At 64.4% G+C, this 18,835-nt stretch carries 15 protein-coding genes; 3 read left to right on the top strand and 12 right to left on the bottom strand.

Going from position 1 to position 18,835, the window contains the following annotated elements:
- Positions 1 to 11 precede the first annotated feature (11 nt).
- The 5 genes from GXY33_14180 to lipA form a co-directional block, all read right to left on the bottom strand.
- Positions 12 to 662, bottom strand: coding sequence for a DUF1559 domain-containing protein (locus tag GXY33_14180; GenBank protein NLX06281.1), 651 nt, complete (start codon positions 660 to 662; stop codon positions 12 to 14).
- A complete protein-coding gene (locus GXY33_14175; GenBank protein ID NLX06280.1) occupies positions 659 to 4,381 on the bottom strand; it encodes a DUF5060 domain-containing protein in 3,723 nt (1,240 codons plus the stop codon). The genes GXY33_14180 and GXY33_14175 overlap by 4 nt, the downstream gene beginning before the upstream one ends.
- Positions 4,382 to 4,383: 2 nt before the next feature.
- On the bottom strand, positions 4,384 to 5,544 hold the full coding sequence (locus GXY33_14170) for a substrate-binding domain-containing protein (protein NLX06279.1): 1,161 nt from the start codon (positions 5,542 to 5,544) through the stop codon (positions 4,384 to 4,386).
- Positions 5,545 to 5,732: 188 nt separating this feature from the next.
- On the bottom strand, positions 5,733 to 6,620 hold the full coding sequence (locus GXY33_14165; protein ID NLX06278.1) for a rubrerythrin family protein: 888 nt from the start codon (positions 6,618 to 6,620) through the stop codon (positions 5,733 to 5,735).
- Positions 6,621 to 6,713: 93 nt separating this feature from the next.
- Positions 6,714 to 7,616: a lipoyl synthase gene (gene lipA, locus GXY33_14160; protein ID NLX06277.1), complete on the bottom strand. Its 903-nt coding sequence runs from the start codon at positions 7,614 to 7,616 to the stop codon at positions 6,714 to 6,716.
- 22 nt (positions 7,617 to 7,638) lie between these two features.
- On the opposite strand from lipA, the gene GXY33_14155 reads away from it, so the two are divergent.
- Positions 7,639 to 9,417 carry a glycosyltransferase family 39 protein gene (locus GXY33_14155; GenBank protein NLX06276.1) on the top strand — a complete coding sequence of 593 codons (1,779 nt, stop codon included), beginning with the start codon at positions 7,639 to 7,641 and terminating at the stop codon, positions 9,415 to 9,417.
- Between the two features lie 20 nt (positions 9,418 to 9,437).
- Here the strand turns inward: GXY33_14155 and GXY33_14150 are convergent, their stop codons facing one another.
- The 4 genes from GXY33_14150 to elbB all read right to left on the bottom strand — a co-directional run bounded on the left by GXY33_14150 (position 9,438) and on the right by elbB (position 12,185).
- On the bottom strand, positions 9,438 to 10,007 hold the full coding sequence (locus GXY33_14150; GenBank protein ID NLX06275.1) for a hypothetical protein: 570 nt from the start codon (positions 10,005 to 10,007) through the stop codon (positions 9,438 to 9,440).
- Between the two features lie 78 nt (positions 10,008 to 10,085).
- Positions 10,086 to 10,724, bottom strand: a complete 639-nt coding sequence (locus GXY33_14145) for an NAAT family transporter (protein ID NLX06274.1) — start codon at positions 10,722 to 10,724, stop codon at positions 10,086 to 10,088.
- 64 nt (positions 10,725 to 10,788) lie between these two features.
- Positions 10,789 to 11,526: an HAD family hydrolase gene (locus tag GXY33_14140; protein ID NLX06273.1), complete on the bottom strand. Its 738-nt coding sequence runs from the start codon at positions 11,524 to 11,526 to the stop codon at positions 10,789 to 10,791.
- Positions 11,523 to 12,185, bottom strand: a complete 663-nt coding sequence (elbB, locus tag GXY33_14135; GenBank protein NLX06272.1) for an isoprenoid biosynthesis glyoxalase ElbB — start codon at positions 12,183 to 12,185, stop codon at positions 11,523 to 11,525. The genes GXY33_14140 and elbB overlap by 4 nt, the downstream gene beginning before the upstream one ends.
- A gap of 168 nt (positions 12,186 to 12,353) precedes the next feature.
- Between elbB and GXY33_14130 the strand changes: the two genes are divergently transcribed.
- Positions 12,354 to 13,499, top strand: a complete 1,146-nt coding sequence (locus GXY33_14130; protein ID NLX06271.1) for a glycosyltransferase — start codon at positions 12,354 to 12,356, stop codon at positions 13,497 to 13,499.
- Here GXY33_14130 and GXY33_14125 read toward each other — a convergent pair.
- The gene (locus tag GXY33_14125; protein ID NLX06270.1) at positions 13,453 to 14,607 is read right to left on the bottom strand and encodes a DUF2183 domain-containing protein; all 1,155 of its coding nucleotides are present in this window, start codon (positions 14,605 to 14,607) and stop codon (positions 13,453 to 13,455) included. The two genes, GXY33_14130 and GXY33_14125, sit on opposite strands and share 47 nt — an antisense overlap.
- Positions 14,608 to 14,776: 169 nt before the next feature.
- Here GXY33_14125 and GXY33_14120 point away from each other — a divergent pair, with 169 nt between their 5' ends.
- Positions 14,777 to 15,763, top strand: a complete 987-nt coding sequence (locus GXY33_14120) for an aldo/keto reductase (GenBank protein NLX06269.1) — start codon at positions 14,777 to 14,779, stop codon at positions 15,761 to 15,763.
- 24 nt (positions 15,764 to 15,787) lie between these two features.
- On the opposite strand, the gene GXY33_14115 is transcribed toward GXY33_14120, so the two are convergent.
- The gene (locus GXY33_14115; protein NLX06268.1) at positions 15,788 to 16,984 is read right to left on the bottom strand and encodes a glycosyltransferase; all 1,197 of its coding nucleotides are present in this window, start codon (positions 16,982 to 16,984) and stop codon (positions 15,788 to 15,790) included.
- 30 nt (positions 16,985 to 17,014) lie between these two features.
- Positions 17,015 to 18,835: hypothetical protein (locus GXY33_14110; protein ID NLX06267.1), on the bottom strand; the 1,821-nt coding region annotated here is incomplete at its 5' end.

The following is an 18,835-nucleotide window of genomic DNA, read 5'->3' as shown; positions in this document are numbered from 1 at the left end:
AAGGGAACACACTACTCCTCATCGGCAAACCAGTATCCCCAGGCATGCCACGGGATATCGTACTTGTGCAGCCAACTGACGTGGCCGTCGGCCCAGAGCATGTTGGGTCCGCCGCGGTGGCGTTGGGTTACGCCTTCCCTGGATCCGTCGGGAAAGAGCATGTGCTGGTCCCAGTCGGGCGAAAAGGGAGCACTCTCCTCGTTGTTGTTGTCGGCGATATACATGATCTGCGCCGGCGTGGGGATCGACCCGCGGCGTCTGAAGCGTCCATGCCCCAGTGGATAGTAGTTGTGCCCGTAGCTGGTCTTCCAGTATTTAATTCGGGGATCCATGGCGCAGCTCAGGACCGCGTGATTTCCACCGACGTAGGGCAGGATGAACTCGTAGCAAAACTTGAACTTGATCGGCGTCGAGAAGGTCAGTTGCTGGTAGGCGGGAATGAGGAAATCGTTGTAGTCGACGGCGTAATCTTCGGTGGCTACGGCGACTTGCCGGAGATTGCTGCCGCACGCAACCTCCCTGGCCCGCTCTCTGGCTTCGGAGAGGGCCGGGAGGAGTATGGAGACCAGCACAGCGATGATGGCGACGACGACGAGGAGTTCGATCAGGGTGAAGGACTCGCGGCGTACTGGGCTGACGGCTTGGCGATGTGGATGAGTCATGGCGTATGGGGTCCTTTGATTTTGCAGGCGATGTCTTTTTCGAAGGTCGGCGGGGCGAGGGTGAGCGTCCCGCCGGCGGTGTCGGCCGTTTCGGTCTTGAAGATTTCGCCTTGGTAGGTGTCCCACCATTCGACGGTGTATCGGCCGTCGGCGACGTTTCGGAGCGTGACGGCGACGTTGTCGATGGGCGTCAGCGACGGGTCGTCGCGGAGGTGGCGGTCGGAGATGTTCTGACGGTTGTGGAACCACAGGATCGAGAGGCCGTCGCCCTGAAGGCCGAAGACCTGAGCCTGTTCGAGGACGGCGCTTCGGGCGAAGTTGCGGACGACCGGGCCGCCGAGTCCGAGCCATCCGCTGCCGGTGTTGCGGAGGGTGACGGTGGTCGTGCCGGCGGCGAGTGGCACGGTGAGCGTTCGGTCCAGCTCGTCGGCGTACGGGTTGTTCTTGCCGTCGGCGTCGGGCAGGTCGAGCGACTCGGCGACTCTGGCGTTGATGAGGACCTCGATTGACGTCCCACAGGTTTCAACGGCGGTCAGCGGAAACTCCATTTGTGATGCGCGGTCGGTCTCGACGATGATGACCAGGTCGCGCTGGAACTGCGGATGGTTGGCGCCGAAGAGGGTGCCCGGGATGCGGGTGGTCTTGAAGCGGTCGGCGGCTTCGACCTCGCGCGGGTCGGTGATCGATTGGTCGATCTCGCGGATGACGGCCCAGAGGATGCCGCGAGCGAGGATGTATTTGACCGCGGCGGGCTTGTCCCAGACGGGTTGTGCGTCGATCTGGAAATCGAAGTACCGGGTTTCCCCCGCCTGCTGGTTGGCCAGCAGTTCGATCGGCTTGAATTGGTGGGCGGGCCAATCGATCCCGTCGGCGAAGCGGCGGAACGCGGTGAAGTGTTCGTAGCAGTCGAGCGGGTCGTGGTATTGGGCGTCCCACCAGAAGAGGATGTTGCCCGCGGAGCCGGCCATCGCGCAGGTCCAGATTCCGTTGTGGAGGAAGATGCCCTCGCGGTCGAATTGCCAGGCGTCGTTGACCAGGGGGTAGCCGATGCCGAACTCGCCGCCGAGGTTGGGTTTTCCGAAGGTGCGTTTTCGCCACTGGCGCTGGCGGACGCTCGCCGCGTCGTTGGTGTACTCGTGGGTGATGGTGAAGTCGATCAGGTCCATCTTCCAGATTTCATCGTCCTCGCAGGCGTCGCCGGAACCGAAGCACGTGCTGACCAGGTGCTTGTTGGGATCGAGCTGCTTGATCCAGGCCGCCATTTCGCGGTGCCAGTCGCGAACGGTCTGGATGTTCTTCTGGAAGCCGTCGGTGTAATTCACCTCGTTGAAGAGTTCCCAGGCGAGCAGGTTGGGCGAGTAGGCCCAGCGGGCGATCGCATAGCGGAGGCGGTTCCTGACCAGGGCGCGGGTCTCGTCGTTGGTGAAGATATCTTCCGGCGCTTTGCACGGTCCGCCGTTGACCTTGTTGAACCGGCTGCCGGCCCAGTGTTTGCCGAAGCCGTTGGCGGTCTGCATGATGCACGGCTGGAGATAGATGCCGCGTTTGCGGGCCATGTCGAGGGCGTAGTCGAATTTGAAGGCGTTGAGCAGCGAGTATTTCCGCAGGCCGGTGTTCTGGCTTTCGAGCTGGAAGGGCGAGTCGGCGAGGGTGTCGAAGTTGACGCTGAGCGTGTTGCCGCCGTAGAAGGCGAGCTGGCTCTGATGGCGCTTGTGGTTGATGATGTCGGAGGGGCTGGCGCTCCATTCGTGGTTGCCGTAGCCGAGGCTGAAGAACGGCGAGCCGTCGTCGAATTCGAGGTAGCGCGGGTCGCGCGGACTGACGCGGAGAAAGCCGCGGTGCTGTGAGGCGACGGCAGTGAACGCGGCGGGTTCGGTTCGGGCGGTTCGGCCCTGGCGGTCGTTGGCGATCAGGACGTAGCGGTATTCGCCGAGCTGGGTGGGCGTGAATCGCACCTGCCAGAAGGGTTCGCCGACCGGATCGGTGTTGTCGCGGCCGCGGTAGCCGAGGCTCATTCGGTAGGCTTGGGTGTAGAACCCGTCGACGGTGGTCGTCTGGCCGTTCGGCGCGGTGAATTCGGCTTGGAGGACGAAGTCGTCGTAGTCGTAGGGGTTATCGAACTCGGCGGCGAGGTCCACGTCGAGTTCGAACTTCTCGTATCGGCCGATTTGGTCGCCGTCGGTTTCTACGCTGAGGAACTGGGGCGGGCCTTTGTAGTCGGCTTTGTCGATTCTGGGCGCATCGGCATCGTCGCTTTTGGCTTGGAGTTTCGGTTGGCCCCGGCGGGTCTTTTTGGCCTGTTCGATGATTTCGCTTAGCCGCTGCGGTTCGACGGGACCGAGGGTCATAAAGCCGAAGTTGCGCGGGTCGGCTTCGGTGTCGCCCATCCAGAGCAGTCGCGAGAAGCGGCCCTGGGCCAGGTCCTGATCGCAGAGCGAGATATTGAAGCCGATGACCTCCCCGGGTTGGCCGTCGAGGCCGATCAGGGCGTCGAATGGTGCGGCCCATTCGATCACGTAGCCGTCGTCGGTGGGTTTCGAGGCGATCTGCGAGGCGGCGTAGACGTGGGCGCTGTGGCCGTTGCGGTAGACATAGACGGCGGGCGCGGGCGGATTGTCCCGCTCGTCGGTGGAGTAGGAGACGGCGATCTGGTAGTCGTCCTCCTGGGCGAACATGTCGTTGCTGGTGCTGTCGAGGGCGAAGTCGAACCATAGCTCGGCGCCGTCGTTCTGCCATGAGGCGCCGCCGGAGAAGGGGCCGGACCGTTCGTCGTCGGTCACGTGGAGGGCGACGTAGAAGCGTTCGTCGTCGAAGCTGGCGTAGAGCCGGCCGAGCAAGTCCGCGTCGTCGGCGACGTGGCCGTTGATCATGCGCGAGCTCTCGCGGCTGATCATCAGCGGGCTGGAGAGATTCCAGTCGGCGAGGTCGCCGTCGACGGCGATGCCTTCCTGGAAGGACGCGACGATCACGTCACTGCGGGCGGCCTCGGCGGGTTCGGCGGCGGACGGTTCGGTTCCGTCGGAGATGTTGACGTTGTCGAAATCGGCGTACGGATACGGGTCGAAGTTTGGCTTGTCGTGGTTGAGCTGCTGGAAGAGCAGGATTTGGGCGGGCGGAAGCTGGTCGAGCTGCCAGCCGTGGCGGAAACCCGCGCCCTGACTGGCTTTGAGGTTGAACCGCGGCGCGCCTTGCCACCAGAGATGGCCGCTGTCGATCCGGAACAGGAGTTGCGTGGCGGTCTTGTGCCACTCGGCGCGGCTGAGTTGCGACCACTGCATGTACGGCGCTTCGCCGTCGGCCATGGCGGAGACGCAGATCCGGCCGACCTGATAGCCCTCGTCGAAGTTGCAGCGGTATTCCATCCTGAACCAGTTCTTTTCGTCGAAGCGGATCATCAACCCGGCGAACTCGCCCCACCAGGTGTAGTCCTTGCCGGCCGGGCCGAGTTCCACGTCGGCGGAAACGGTGACGGTCTTTCCCTCACGCGCCGCTTTGACGACGTCGAGAGTCTGTTTGGCGGTGGCGTAGGTGATCGCGTTGTCGCCCAGGCCGTCGGCGCCCTGGATGCGAAGCTTGCCGTCGGCGCGGCCGAGCTTGCCAGCGGCCCCGGTTTGTTCCCAGCGGTCAATGCCGTCGTCGAAGGTTTCCTGAAACGTCAGAGCCGAGCCGCACGACGCGGCCAAAAGGACCGTTAAGGTTGCCATGAGAGTTCGCAGCATCGTCAAACGGTCTCCTGTGTAGCGGGTGCGGTGGATTCGCGGACGATCAGCTCCGGCCGGAGAATCTGATCGCTGCGGTCGTTGTGCTGGTGGACGGCGAAGAGGCGGTCGACGCTGAGCCGTCCGAGTTCGGCCATGCGGACCGAGACGGTGGTGAGCGACGGGATCACGTAGCTGCCGGTGGCGATGTTGTCGAAGCCGGCGATCGAGAGGTCTTTGGGCACGGAGAGTCCGGCGTCGCAGACCGCCCGCATCGCCCCGATGGCGGCGTCGTCGTTGACCAGCACGGCGGCGGTGGGGCGCGGGTGATGGCTCAGAAGAATCTGGGCGACCCGGTAGCCTTCCTCCAGGCTCGGTCCGCAAGGCAGGAACAGACGGCGGTCATCGGGCATCAAGCCATGGCGCACGGCGGCTTCGCGGAAGCCGAGGGATTTCTCGTAGTCGATTCCCTGGTGGGTCTCCAGCGAACCGCAGAAGGCGATCCGGCGATGGCCGAGGGTGACCAGGTGGTCCACGAGCATGGCGGCTCCGAGGGCGGAGTCGACGCGGACGTTGGCGGCCCGATCGGTGCGGCTCAGGCCATGGACGACCACCATCGAGGCCCGCAGGGTCATCAGCTTCTTCCACTGCTCCGGGCGAGGATCGCCCAGGACGATCAGGCCGATGCGGTTCCATCGCCGTCGGCGGGGGCCGGCGGTCTTTTCGGCGAGGAAGTCGGCGGTGAAGGAGAATCGAAGGGGAATCTCGCTCTCGCGGTCGCGCAGGCCTTGGCCGACGCCGGCGAGGATCTGGCTCCAGAACGCGCTGTGGACGAGGTAGTCTTGCGGGGCCTGGCGGACGTGCGAGGCGCAGACCAGGCAGTAGATCACCTCGAGGGCGGCGCGGTCGCCGTGCTCCGCGCCATTGACATAAATGCCTTTGCCTTGGCGACTTATAAAGAGTCCTTCGCGGGTCATATCGGCGAGGGTTTTGGCGACGGTGGCGCGGCTGATGCCGATGGCGGCGCTGATCTGGCGGACCGAGGGGAGTCGGCTGCCGGGCGGGAGTTTTTCGCGTTCGAGGATATCGACGACGGCGGCGCGGGCCTGATCGGCCAGTGAGGCGGGGGAGCGAAGCTCCGGTGGACCGGCCTCCTCAGTTGGTGTCGTGTGGCGTGTAGCCATGAGCTGAAGACCTCACTGTACAAGTCACTGTCTAGCTGTCTATTATCGCCAGAGGTGGTGGTGATGTCAAGAGGGAAGGCTATCGTGCCGGGAACGATCGTAAGTAGATGCTATAAAAATGGTTAGGCGATTACCGGGGATGTGGCGTTGAATTGGCCTGGCCATACGTGGTCAGACAGCTAGACGGCTTAGACGTCGATATCGAAGAAGATGCGGACGAGGAAGCCGATGCCGAAGGTCAGGGTGGCGACCCCGAAGCTCAGGCCGGCCATCTCGAGAAATCGCCGGCGGAACGAGTAGTCTTTGGCCACCGACATATAGAAGGTAAAGAAGAAGATGACCAGCAGGGCGTTGAACATGGTCCAGGCGATGGCCAGATAGGGGTTGTGGAGGATCAGATAGGGGAAGATCAGGAAGATGACGGTCAGGATGTAGGCCGAGCCGGTGTAGAGCGAGGACTTGAGCGGGTTCTGGCCATCTTCTTCGGACCGCTGGGATAGGTATTCGGAGGCGGCCATGGAGAAGGAGGCGGCGACGCCGGTGATCAGGCCGACCATTGCGATCAGGCGGGTGTCGCGCAGGGCGAGGGTAAAGCCGGCCAGGGCGCCGGTCAGTTCGACGAGGGCGTCGTTGAGGCCCAGGACCATCGATCCGATGTACTGGAGCCGCTCTTCGTTAATCATGTTAATGAGTTGATTTTCGTGTTGATCTTCTTCTTGGGCGATTTTCTCGGCCCCGGGGAGGACTTGGGCGATCTGGCGGTATCCAGCTTCGGCTTGGGCCTCGCCTTTTTCCATGGACTTGACGGCGAAGGTCAAGCCGAGGGTCCGGGCGATAAGGACGTAGAGGCGGGCCTTGCTCATATCGGGTTTGACGTCGGCGCCGGTGATGGTTCGCCAGTATTCGTAGTGGCGTTTCTCGTCGGCGGCAATCTGTTGGAGGATCTGGCGGTTCTGGTCGTTCTTGACGCACTTGGCCAGGCGGCTGTAGATGTGGTGCTCGGTGATCTCGTTTTTCTGGGCGAGGAGCAGCTTCTGTCTGAGTTGCGGGTCGATGGCCGGAGTGTTGGTGTCCATGCCAGAGCCTCCTTGGACTGGAACACCACTTATTGAACAGAGTCGACGAGCGGTTGGAAAGGAAAAAGGCGGCGATTACACGCGGAGGACGGTCTACGGCTGTTTTCGCAGTTGTCCGAAGAGTTTTTCGGCCAGATAGCTGCTGCGGACGAATGGGGCGGCGTAGACGATCAGGTCGGGAAGGTAGGCTGCGGCCCAGTGGGTGAGGGCCTCAAACCAGGCCGGTTCGTAGAAATGCTCGACGGGGTGGTGGCGGTCGGAGGGGGCGAGGTATTGGCCGACGGTGACGACGCGGCAGCCGGTTTGGGCCATGTCGCGGAGGGTCTGGCGAACCTGGGTTTCGGTCTCGCCGAGGCCGACCATGAGGCCGGATTTGACGATCGGGTCCGGGTAGGTCCGGGCCACCATCGCCAGGACGGTGAGGGACCGGCGGTAGTCGGCCATCGGGCGAATGATCGGGGCGAGTGCCTCGACGGTCTCGACGTTGTGGTTGAACACATCCGGCTTTTCGCGGCAGACGATCTCCAGCAGCTCCGGGCGGGCGTGGAAGTCCGGGACGAGGACCTCGACGGTGCTGTGCGGCAGGGCGGCGCGAAGGGCCCGGATGGTCGCGGCGAAATGGGCGGCCCCCTCGTCAGGGAGGTCGTCGCGCGTCACGGAGGTCACGACCACGTGTTTGAGGCCCATTTTCCGAGCCGCTTCGGCGACGCGGCCAGGCTCGTTCGGGTCGAGCGGCTCGACCGGCCCCTTTTGGACGGCGCAGAACCGGCAGTTGCGGGTGCAGACGTTGCCGAGGATCATGAAGGTGGCGACGCGGCGGGACCAGCACTCGCCGAGGTTCGGGCATCGGGCCGATCGGCAGACGGTGTTGAGGCAGCCTTGTTTCAGCAGACGTTCGACGTCGGCGTAGCCGGCGCCGGCGGGCAGCGGGCGCTTGAGCCACGGCGGCAGCCGTCGCGTGGTCGGGCCATTATCACCTTGACGCGTATCGCTCATATCACTACTATCATACGGCTCTATGACCGATTCGTCAAAAGTTCAACTCAGCGGACAGCGGGCGTGGCTGATCACCGCCGGTCTTTCCGTCGCGCTTTTCGCCGTATGGCTGGCGGCGGGCGGGCCGGGTTGGGAAGGCTATCCGTGTTTTACGTGGTCGGCGCCGGCGGCGGTGCGGCTTGGTTTTTTCGCTGCGCTGGTCGCGGCGGTCGGGGTGTTCGTCAATCAGCTCTGGAAGGTGGTTTGCGAGCCGCAGCGGTTCACTCCGGCGGCGATCCTGCTGGCGTTCATTGCGTTCATCTCGCTGCGCATCGTGATTGCTTCGGCGATTCCGCTGATCTCGGACGAGGCGTATCACTGGCTTTGGCCCGAGCAGATCGACTGGTGCTACTACGATCATCCGGGCATGCTCGGGTGGGTGACGTGGCCGTTCTACCAGTTGAGCGACACGTTGATGATGGCGCGGATGGGCCCGATCGTGATGGGGACGATCGCGGCGCTGCTGGTGTGGCGGTTCGCGGCGTGGCTTTCGTCGGACGAGAACGTGGCGAAAGTGACGCTGGCGGCGTTGATGGCGATTCCGGTCGGTCTGTTGGGCACGACGATTGTTTTTACCGATGCGCCGCTGGCGGTGTTCTGGGTTCTGGCGGTCTGGATTGCCCTGATTGCCGCGCGGCGGGATCGGCTCGGCTGGTGGGTGCTGCTGGGCGTGTGCTGGGGGATGGCGGCCGACTGCAAGTTCCTCGCCGTGCCGCTGATCGTGTTCACGTTCGCCTGGTGGCTGACCGAGCCGGTCAGCCGGCGGGCGCTGGTTCGGCCGGGACCGTACATCGCGTTGGCGTTGGCGTTGATCGTTTTTTTGCCGACGTTGTTGTGGAACGCGGCGAACGGCTGGCAGACGTTTGTCTTTCATTTTGTGCGGCGCGAGCCGGTGTCCGGGCTTTATCCTTCCGGCATGCTGATCTACCTCGGCCGGCAGGTGTTGCTGGCCGGGCCGGCGTTACTGGCGTGGTGTCTGATTTATCCGTGGTTGGAGGGTCGGCGGCAGAGACGTCAGGGTTGTCCTTCCGGCATGCTGCTGGTCTGGACGGGGTACGTTCCGTTCATGATCTACGTGGTGATGCGAATCCTTCGCCCGGTCGAGCCGGGCGGCGGGAATTGGACGGCGCCGCTGTACGCCTTGATGGTCATTCTGCTGGCGTGGGCCGGTCTTCAAGCGGGCCGTAGCGCCCGGCGGTGGCTTTTGGCGTCGGCGTGGGCGGGAGCGGCCACCAGTTTCGTTCTGGTTATCGCGGTGGTCGGGCAGAGCTTCATCGGACCGAAGGCTACCGGTGATATCTTTGGGCTGTTCCGTTCGGAGGGTCACGTCAAGCAGTACCTGCGTTACTACTTCCACTGGTATCCGCTGGGGCGCGAGGTCGATCTTCTTTATGAGCGTTACCGCGGCGACGGCGCGTTGTTCGTCATGGCGCGAAACTACGCGCAAGCGTCGAATTTGAGCTATTATTGCCGGTCGACGCCGCTGGTGTTGAGCATGGGCGACGATTCGATTTTCGGGCAGTGCTTTGTGTACTGGAACGAGCCGCAGGGACGGGAGGGGCAGAACTGTCTGTTCGTCTCGGACCATCCACCGTCGAAGTACGTTTTGGACATTTTGTACCGCTGTTTCGAGTCGGTGCACCGGCTTGGCGAGGACGAGCGGGCGATCCAGAACTTTGTGGCAGGGTACGGCGAGATTTTCTACTGCAAAGGCCTGAGGGAATTTCCGCTGGCGACGATGCGCGAGGCATTGCCGCGGTAGCGTCTGGTCCCGATTGAGTTCTACGGCATGCGGATGCCGTTGGCCTTCAGGTAGGCTGTGATTTTGTCGAAGTCGGTGAGTTTCTCGTCGATCACGGCGCGGTAGATGTAGAGGCCGCTGAACACGGGGGTCCGGCCGGTCTGATCGAGGACGGCGTATTTGTATTCCAGGATTCGTTGCCGCTGGTCCGGCGTCATCTGGGTTTTGAGCCGCTGGAGCTCCCGCTGCTTGGCTTCGATGATCTCGGCGGGCAGGGCCCAGAGATCGATTTTCCACAGCCGCTCCCAGTGGCCGTATTCGACGACGGGTTTGAGGTACAGGCCGCGTTCCAGCTCGTCGGGAATGCCTTTTTCGAAGACCAGCTTGTGGACCCGCGGCTCTTTTCCCAGTGCGGTCGCGAGGTTCAGCATGGCCTCGACCGTCGTCTCGGGCAGGTAGAGATCGATATCCGGGTGCATCATCAAGTCCATCCGGTAGCTGCCGGTGGGCACAGGTTCGCCGATGGGTGCACAATGTTCGCGCAGGCGGATGGCCGCCATGACCTGGTCGGCTTCCTGCCGCAACGCCTTTGCCCGCTGCTGCGGTCCCACTGTTTGGTGCTCCCTTATTCAATCACTCCAAAGATTCCATTCCCCGGCGATCGTCGTTCTCTGAACGCTCCGAAACGTTCACTGTCTCAGCAGGCCGGGAAAGAGCTGGACCATGCCTTCGGCGATGAACTCGACGGCAATGGCGGCGAGGAACAGTCCCATCACGCGGGTGACGATGTTGACTCCGGTGCGGCCGAGCATCCGGCCCAGCGCATCGGCGGTTCGCAGCGTGATCCAGACGATCACGGCGATCAGCAGGCTGGTCAGGACAAGGAAGCCGTAGTGGAACGGTCCGACGCCCTGGCTGGCGTAGATAATCATCATGCTGATCGCGCCGGGCCCAGCCAGCAGCGGGATGGCGATGGGCACGATGGCGATGCTCTCCTTTTCGGCCGCCTCGGCCGCCTCTTCGGGCACGTGGGAACTGGGGCTCAGGCGGGCGTAGAGCATGGCGATGGCCATCAGAAGGATCAGAATGCCTCCGCCGACCTGGAACGAGGGGATTCGGATGCCGAGAAACAGCATGAGCCACTCGCCGAAGAGGGCCGATCCGCTGAGGGTCAAGGCGACGGCGAGAGCGGCGGTCCGGGCGGTGCGGCGTCGCTGGCTCACGGTCTGGTCGCCGGTGAGCATCACGAACAGGAACAGGGCGCCGAACGGATCGACGATCACCAGCACGGCGACGAAGATCTTGACGTATTCGGACCAGTGCATCAGGCGCCCCCCGGCAACAAGACCATTATACTTTCAATCCCGCGTCGCGGCAAGCCATCGACCGACGCTAAGTTTCGGCGTTGATGCGGTCGATCAGGCCGGGCAGTTCGTCGAGTCGGCGGATGTGAAAGGCGCGGCGGTCGGCGAGCTTCCTGGTCGGCATTGACGCTTTGTGCGCCGCGTACATGCCGGCCCGCAAGGCGCCGAGAATATCGATCTTGAAGTTATCGCCGACGAAGAGGGTCTGTTCGGCGGCGACGCCGAGGCGGTCGAGGGCCTCGTGGAAGATTTCCCGCCGCGGCTTGCGGATGCCCATGTCGCAGGAGTAGACGCGGACGGGAAAGAATCGCAGCAGCCCTTCGGCCTGGAGGTGGCGGTCGAGCGAGATCGCGGAGACGAAGGTGTTGGAGACGATGCCGAGTCGCAGGCGTCGGCGCTGGAGTTCCTCGAGGGTGGCGTGGGCGTCGGGGGCGGTTTGCGAGGCGTCGGCGAGGGCTTTGTACCACTGCCAGGCCAGTTCATCGTAGAAGTCGTCGGGGACGTCGATGCCGAGTTTTCGGGTGGTCTCGCGAAGGATATCGGTGGAGTCGAATTCGCGGCCGGTGATCTGGCTCTTGAAGTAGGCCCATCGCAGGGCGCGAAACTGCCGGCGGCGGTACTGCTGCGGCGACGGCATGGGTCCGGCGAGTTTCTCCTGGAGGAGCTGATGGGTCTGTTGGGCGGCGAGGGCGAAGGCGGCGTTAAGGTCCACTGCTTCGAAGTGGATCAACGTGTCGCCCAGGTCGAAGAGGACGGCGGCGATCATAGGAACCTCAGCACCTCGACGACGAGCTTGGCAATGCCGGTATGGACCTGGCTGGCCGACTTGGCGAGCATGTAGGCGGGCGTGGTGACGACCTTGTGGTCGACGTCGACCAGGCAGTCGTCGACGGGGCATTCGACGTGAACGGCGCCCATGGCGTCGATGGCCTGGGCGACGGCTTTTTCGTTGCCGATGGTGACGCGGACCGGAATGCCGTTGCCCCCCAGGACACGGGCGACCAGCACGGGCGCGATGCAGATCGCGCCGATCGGTTTGCCCAGTTCGTGCATCTCGGTGATGATGCGGGCCACGTGGTCATTGACGCGGCAGGCGGGTCCGTCGGTCATGAAGGTGCACAGGTTGCTCGCTGCGCCCTGGCCGCCGGGAAAGATGACGGCGTCGAGACGGTCGGCCCGCGCGACCGCCAGGTCGGCGATGTGGCCGCGGGCGATCCGGGCGGATTCGAGCAGGACGTTGCGGACTTCGCCGGCCAGCGGGGCCTGTTCGAGATGGTTGACGACTTCGGCCTGCGGGATGTTGGGCGCGAAGAACACCGGCTCGGCCCCGTTCTGGGCGAGGGCCAGAATGGTGCAGATCGATTCGGTGATTTCGGAACCGTCCAGCCGGCCGCATCCGGAAAGCACGACGGCAACGTTGGGCATCGGGGCCCTCCTCCCGTTCATCTGTCAATCGAGGAAGTTTCCTGCTTCATCAAGATTCTATGGTCGCAGTTGGGTCGAGGCAAGGCAAAACGCCCTGGCGCACAGGCTTGTGCCGGTCGGACCTGCGGCTAGAATGGAGTGGCGGCGAATTTCCTGGAGGAGCGGCGTATGTTCGAGAACGTGCTTATTCTCTCCGCGTCGGCGGGAGCGGGCCACATCCGGGCGGCGGAGGCGCTGGAGAAGGCGTTCATCAGGCGGGGCGCGGCGCGTCGGGTGCGTCACGTGGACACGCTGGAGTATACGACCAAGGTGTTCCGGGACATATACTCCAAAGCGTACATCGACCTGGTCAACCGTTCACCCGAGCTGCTGGGATGGCTGTACGATTATCTGGACAAGCCGTGGAAGGACGAACCGGCGCTGCGGGCGATGAACAAGCTCAACACGCGGCCGTTCGTGAAGATGATCGAGGAGTACAGGCCGGACATAGCGGTGTGCACCCACTTTCTGCCCGCCGAGATCATCACGTACCTCAAGGATCGCCAGCGTCTGCACTGCCCGCTGGCGTTGGTGGTGACGGACTTCGATATTCACGCGATGTGGCTGTGCCGCGGTTGTCAGCGGTATTTTGTCGCCCTGGAGGAAACGAAGGTTCACCTGGAGCGCCTCGGGATCGACCCCGGAACGGTGACGGTGTCGGGAATCCCCGTTGATCCGGTTTTCGCCGAGACCGTGGACAAGGAGACGACGCGGGAGGAGTTGGGCCTGGACCGCGGGCGGACGACGATCCTGCTGTCAGCCGGAGGCTTTGGGGTTGGGCCGATGGAGAATCTGATCAGTTCGCTTGGGGAACTGCGGCACGAGGCGCAGGTGGTGGCGATCTGCGGGCGCAACGATGAGCTGCGGGCGCGGCTGGAGCAGCGGGCGCGTGACGCGGGCAATGGACCGGTGCAACTCAAGCCCATCGGCTACACCCGCGAGATGGACCGGTACATGGCGGCATCGGATCTGCTGGTGGGCAAACCGGGAGGTCTGACGACCTCGGAGGCGCTCGCCCGGGGTCTGGTGATGGTGATCGTCAATCCGATCCCCGGCCAGGAGGAGCGGAACGCCGATCACCTGCTGGAGCAGGGCTGCGCGATCCGGTGCAACAACCTGCCGGTGCTGGGCTGGAAGATCGATCGTCTGCTGGATGATGGGGCGAGGCTGGCGGCGATGCGTGAGAACGTGCGCCGGCTGGCAAAGCCTGACGCCGCGGGCACGGTGGTCAGGACCCTTCTGGCCCAGTGGGCGAACGCCACTCCAGAGGTTTGATCTGGTCCGGCGCCGTGAAGAACTCGATCTTGCCGGACGGCACGTCCTCGAACGCGGCCTTCATGCGGGATGACCCGGCATCGTCCTCGATGACCTGGCGGATGTAGATTTTGGCGATCCGGTCGCCGTATTGGCGGGCGAACCGACCGTAGATCTCGGGATCGTGCTGCGTGTCGTCGCCCACGAGGATGAAGCGCCGTTTCGGAAAGTCCCGCAGAATTCGCTCGATGCGGGATGTTTTGGCCTTCTCTTCATCATCGTCGGCGAGCAGGTCCTCGAGATCGAACGGACTCAGTCGCACGACCCGCAGGTGCATCGTGCCTTTGGGGAATCCGTGGTCGGCTAGGAAGTCGCGCAAGAGCCGGTGGAGCTGCCACGGGCTCTCGGAGACGTAGTGGAAGACGGCGCCCTGCTCGGCCCACCGCTGGTAGAGCTCGGCCATGCCGGCAACCGGTTCGAACGGCATCATGAAGGTGCCGATCAGCAGCTTCTTGATGTCGCCGACGTTGCTGCGGCGGATGGTGTCGTCGATGTCGGAGATCACCGAGATTCCCTCGGGTTCGATCAGCAGCACGTGGCCTTCGACGGTCGGTGCATCCTGAGGCAGGCCGGCCGCTTGGTAGCGGAGCCAGCGGTCTGGCGACTCCTGCCGTTTGAACAGACGTTTGGCCCGCCTGTCCGAGATATGAACGCGGTCGCGGATGTGGCCGTCGGTGCCGGACTCCAGCAGCGTGTAGACCTTCTCGCCCACACGGATCGAGACCACTTCGTCGCGCTCGCTGTCGACCAGGAACAGGGCCGCCCGCTCGTTGAACGTCCGCAGGCCCGGTGCGTAGTCCTCGACGTCGAGCGCCTCGCGCAGGGCGGCGAGCAGCAGCCGGCGAACCGTCGAGTCGGCCTCCATCTCGTAGACCCAGCCGTGGAGGTTGATCGTCCAGCCGTCGTCGTCGCGATAGCCGTAGGTGGGAAAGAACACCAGTTCCTCATCGGGTCCCACCGTCATCTCGATTTCGCCAACGCCCGGCTCGGATTCGACCGCCGGCGCGGTGGTCAACTCGGTCTGCGCGACACCCATCAGAAGCATCCACGCGAAAACGGCGGTGACCATGATCGTGTCCTCCCGAGACGATTTCCCGCAACGGTCCAGACGACTGGATGATAATGGCCCCGCGCACCCTCTGTCAAGCGGCGAAGCCGAACCGCTCTGATGCGTTGACCGGACGAACCGGCGGCGGTATCATGGGCGGCGTCAACCGACCTGAATGGGAGGGTTCATCATGCAGTACCGGCCGTTGGGACAATCGGGGATCGAGGCGTCGGTGGTGGCCCTCGGCACGTGGGCCATCGGCGGATGGATGTGGGGTGGAACGGAGGAACAGGACGCCCTGGAGGCGATCGAGACCGCATTGGATGAAGGCGTGAACCTGATCGACACGGCTCCGGCCTATGGATTGGGCCGGGCTGAGGAACTGGTCGGCAAGGCGGTGGCGGGCCGGCGCGATCGGGTCATCATCGCGACCAAGTGCGGCCTGGTCTGGCACGTCGATCAGGGCGAGTACTTCTTCGACGAGTACGACAAGAAGGTGCACAAGTACCTGGGGCCCGAGTCGATCCGTTATGAAATCGAGCAGAGCCTGCGGCGGCTGAAGACGGACTACATCGACCTGTACCAGACGCACTGGCAGGACGCGAGTACGCCGATCGAAGAGACGATGGCGGCGCTGCTGGACTTAAAGTGCGAGGGCAAGATCGCGGCGATCGGGGTCAGCAACGCGACGGTGGATCAGATCGAGGAGTACCGCCGGCTCGGCGCGGTCGACTGCGACCAGGAGCAGTACAACATGCTCGACCGGCATATCGAAGAGGCGCTGCTGCCGTACTGTCACGAACATGCGATCGCCATGCTGGCCTACTCGCCGCTGGCCAAGGGCCTTCTGACGGGAAAGATGGGTCCGGATCACGAGTTCAGGGGCGACGACCACCGCCAGTCGCTGGCGATGTTCAGCCGGGAGAGCCGCGGCAAGGTCGCTGAGATGCTCAAGGCGATCAAGCCGATCGCGGCGGATCGGAAGCTGACCGTCTCGCAGGCGGTGCTGGCCTGGACGCTGGCCCAGCCGGGCCTCACGCACGTGCTGGTCGGTGCGCGAAACCACGAACAGGCGCGGGAGAACGCGGAGGCGGGCGGCGTGGTGTTGACCCAGAGCGAACTGGCGCAGATCGACAAGGCGATCGCGACCTACGCAGCGGGCATTCCGGTCAGTTGACGATCGCTCCGCTTCGTTGGCCGTTTACGCGGCGGAGCGGCCGGTGGCGATTTGGCGGCCGCGCCAGTCGATGCTGCTGCCGAAGAATTTGCGGGCGGCGCTGATGAGCATGAAGACGACCACGACCGCGCCAATCGGGTAGGAGAGGGCGCGCGTCCAGGCGAGCCCGGTCAGACGATAGAATCGCGTGAGAACCGACATCTGGGCCACGATCGCGGCGGCGGACAGCCCGAGCACCCACCAGCCGAGCGTGGAGAACTCCGACCCTTGCACGGCGGCGGCGGCCGCTGCGCCGACGAAGATCAGGTAGGGCAGTATGCTCATCAAGAGGACCATCGCGGCGGCGGCGATGACCAGTCCGAGTTTGGCGAAGCAGCCGTAGAAGATGCGGCTCCATCCGCGATAGGTGGCGCGGAAATTCTCGTACATCCGCGTCCGGTACAGGTCGGCGTTCTGGACGACGTTGAGCCGCAGGCCCTTGGCCTTGACCAGGCGGGCGAAGACCATATCCTCGTTGACGTTGCCGCGGGCCGATTCGTGGCCGCCGATCGCATCGTAGCATTCGCGAGTAAAGAGCATGAACGCCCCGTTGGCGTAGGCACGCGGGTCTCGCGGGTTATTGACCCGCTCGGGCCGGAACCAGACCATCATGACCGCGCTGCAGACCGGCTGAAGCACGTGCTCCCAGAAGCTGGAGGTCTCGAGCACGGGCAGGACGGAGAACAGATCGACGTTGTGCTCGCGGGCGTACTGGACGGCAATGCCGATGGTGTCGGGGCAGATGAAGTTGCAGTCGGCGTCGGTGAAGCACAGCAGTTCGCCGGTGGCGTGTTTCATGCCGGTGCGCATGGCGTTGGGTTTACCGAGCCAGCCGGCTAAAACCTCCTGGACGTGGACCGCCGTGAGGCGGCCCTGCGACTCGGCGGCGACCCGATCGATGATCTGCCCGGTGTCGTCGTCGCTGCGGTCGTTGATCGCGATGATCTCCAGGTTCGGGTAGTTCTGGGCCAGCAGCGAGCGGAGGCAGCGCTCGATGTTGGCCGATTCGTTTCGGGCCGCCACGAGCATGGAGACCTTGGGCGTCGAGGCCTGCCGATCCAGGGGATAGGCGCTGGAGAGGGCCATCGCCTGGCGCTTGGCCTTGGTGATGGCCAGATGCCGAACCAGCCAGATCATCGTATTGAAGGCCAGATAACCGATCAGAACGTATACGATCGCCATTGCCGTCTTTCTACACGAGTAGGTTTGCTGCTATCTTTGCTCCACGGTCGCCGCGGGCCGACCGGTGGCCTGGGCCGCCAGGGCCGTCCGCAAGTATATCCGCTGCAGGCTCGCGGTGCCAGCGACCTCGCCGAAATGGTCGTCCAGATCGACTTCGACCTGTCCGTTGCGTCCGCCCGCGCGGGCCAGTTCCGCCAGCGCCTGTCGGCGAAGGTGCTCTCGGGCGAAGTCCTTGGCGGCGGCCAGGTCCTCGAACTCGAAGCGTCCTTCGGCCACGTGGACGTGGTAGCGCTCATCTTCGTCGACGGTGATCTCGCCGGTCAGGCGGATGACCACGCGTCCGACCACCGCACCGACCGCGTTGGCGACCTCGCCGTGCTCGACGGTGCGGACCTGCTCGCCCAGGAGTTGGCGGAGGGGCTGGAGGCAGCTTTCGGCTGGAGCGCCGACCAGGACCACGGGTCGGCGGAGAGCCAGATCGACGGCCACCACCGCTCCGTCCTGGTCGAGGAGCTTGCGGCGCAGAACCGACTCGATGAACCGGCCCAGACGCGGTCCCTGTTCGAAGGCGTGGAAGGCCCCGTCGCGCCCGTCCGTTTCGGCCAGGCAGCCGGCCAGAAGCACCTCGCTTCCCAGGCGAAGGTGGACTTCCTGCAGGATCCTTTCGGCCAGCGCGTCCGGTCCGAGGCCGAGTCGCCGGGCCGAGAGCTCCAGGCCGACGCGGGCTGCCCGGCGGTCCCAGAGGTCCAGCCGGCCAAGGGCGATCAAGGTGTCGGTCGGGGTCAGGCAGCTTTGCAGCACGTGGCCGTGCTCTTCCAACTCACCGAGGTTCAGCAGCGACGGGTGTCTAAGGCCCAGACGGTCGGCCAGCCGGCCCCGATCCATTGGACCGTCGGCCAGGGCCTCGACAATGCGCCGGTCGTGGTCCGGCAACTCGCCGGTCGGCGACCGCAGCAGGAGGAAAAAATCGGCTGGGTCGTAGAGCAGGCTGGGAACCGGCTCGGCCAGGATCTGTTCGAGCCGCTCCATGATTTTCGTCTCGCGAGCGGTCAGGCAGCTTAGGGGCAGGACTCGCTGCGGCCCGACGTGAATACGGCCCTCGTGGTCGATCCGCACCCGGCTGTCGCCGCCGAGGCCGACCGTTCGGATGTCGATGGCCTTCACGTGGGTCTGGAAGTCGCTGACCTTGGCGCCCTGGTCGAGGATGCGGACGTGGCCGTTGCGGATCATTCCGATGTCGGTGGTGGTGCCGCCGATGTCGGCCACGATGGCGTCGTCGGCGGTCTGAGGCTCTCGGTCAGCCAGCAGGTGGCGGCCTCCGGCGACCGATCCGGCGGGTCCGGACATGATCAGCTCGACCGGCCGGGTCCGGCCGTATTCGGCTGAGACGATCGACCCGTCGCCCTTGACAAGGCACAGCGGGGCGCTGATGTGGTTGGCGGCTAATACCTTTTGCACGCTGGCGATCAGGCCGTCGATCAGCGGCAGCAGGCCCGCGTTCAACCGGGCGGTGACCGCGCGGGAGCGGGCGTCGAGGGCCATGCTGAGCTGGTGGCCCTGGACGATCGGCAGCTTGAACTGCTCGGTCAGCAGGCGGGCGGCTTGAAGCTCGTGGGCGGGATTGACCACCGCGTACATGCCCGAGACGGCCAGGGCGCAGACCCCGCGCCGGACCATGGCCGCAGCCTGCGCGATGAGCGCGCCGGCGTCGAGCGGGTCGTGCTGGTTGCCTTCAACGTCGATCCGCCCGTCGATCGCCGCCTTCGGCTCAAAGCGGATCTCGTCGAAGAGGAACCGCGGATACCCGATCAGGAGCAATCCCGCCTTGGCGCAGCGGCCCTCGACGATGGC

Source organism: Phycisphaerae bacterium (assembly GCA_012729815.1).
In the GTDB taxonomy this organism is placed as follows: Bacteria; Planctomycetota; Phycisphaerae; order JAAYCJ01; family JAAYCJ01; genus JAAYCJ01.
This window is presented reverse-complemented; position numbering and strand designations above follow the sequence as displayed.

Bases quoted from the DNA above. Each gene is read 5' to 3' on its own strand.
- GXY33_14180 (NLX06281.1), bottom strand. From the start codon at position 662: ATGACTCATCCACATCGCCAAGCCGTCAGCCCAGTACGCCGCGAGTCC.
- GXY33_14175 (NLX06280.1), bottom strand. From the start codon at position 4,381: ATGCTGCGAACTCTCATGGCAACCTTAACGGTCCTTTTGGCCGCGTCG.
- GXY33_14170 (NLX06279.1), bottom strand. From the start codon at position 5,544: ATGGCTACACGCCACACGACACCAACTGAGGAGGCCGGTCCACCGGAG.
- GXY33_14165 (NLX06278.1), bottom strand. From the start codon at position 6,620: ATGGACACCAACACTCCGGCCATCGACCCGCAACTCAGACAGAAGCTG.
- lipA (NLX06277.1), bottom strand. From the start codon at position 7,616: ATGAGCGATACGCGTCAAGGTGATAATGGCCCGACCACGCGACGGCTG.
- GXY33_14155 (NLX06276.1), top strand. From the start codon at position 7,639: ATGACCGATTCGTCAAAAGTTCAACTCAGCGGACAGCGGGCGTGGCTG.
- GXY33_14140 (NLX06273.1), bottom strand. From the start codon at position 11,526: ATGATCGCCGCCGTCCTCTTCGACCTGGGCGACACGTTGATCCACTTC.
- elbB (NLX06272.1), bottom strand. From the start codon at position 12,185: ATGCCCAACGTTGCCGTCGTGCTTTCCGGATGCGGCCGGCTGGACGGT.
- GXY33_14130 (NLX06271.1), top strand. From the start codon at position 12,354: ATGTTCGAGAACGTGCTTATTCTCTCCGCGTCGGCGGGAGCGGGCCAC.
- GXY33_14125 (NLX06270.1), bottom strand. From the start codon at position 14,607: ATGGTCACCGCCGTTTTCGCGTGGATGCTTCTGATGGGTGTCGCGCAG.
- GXY33_14120 (NLX06269.1), top strand. From the start codon at position 14,777: ATGCAGTACCGGCCGTTGGGACAATCGGGGATCGAGGCGTCGGTGGTG.
- GXY33_14115 (NLX06268.1), bottom strand. From the start codon at position 16,984: ATGGCGATCGTATACGTTCTGATCGGTTATCTGGCCTTCAATACGATG.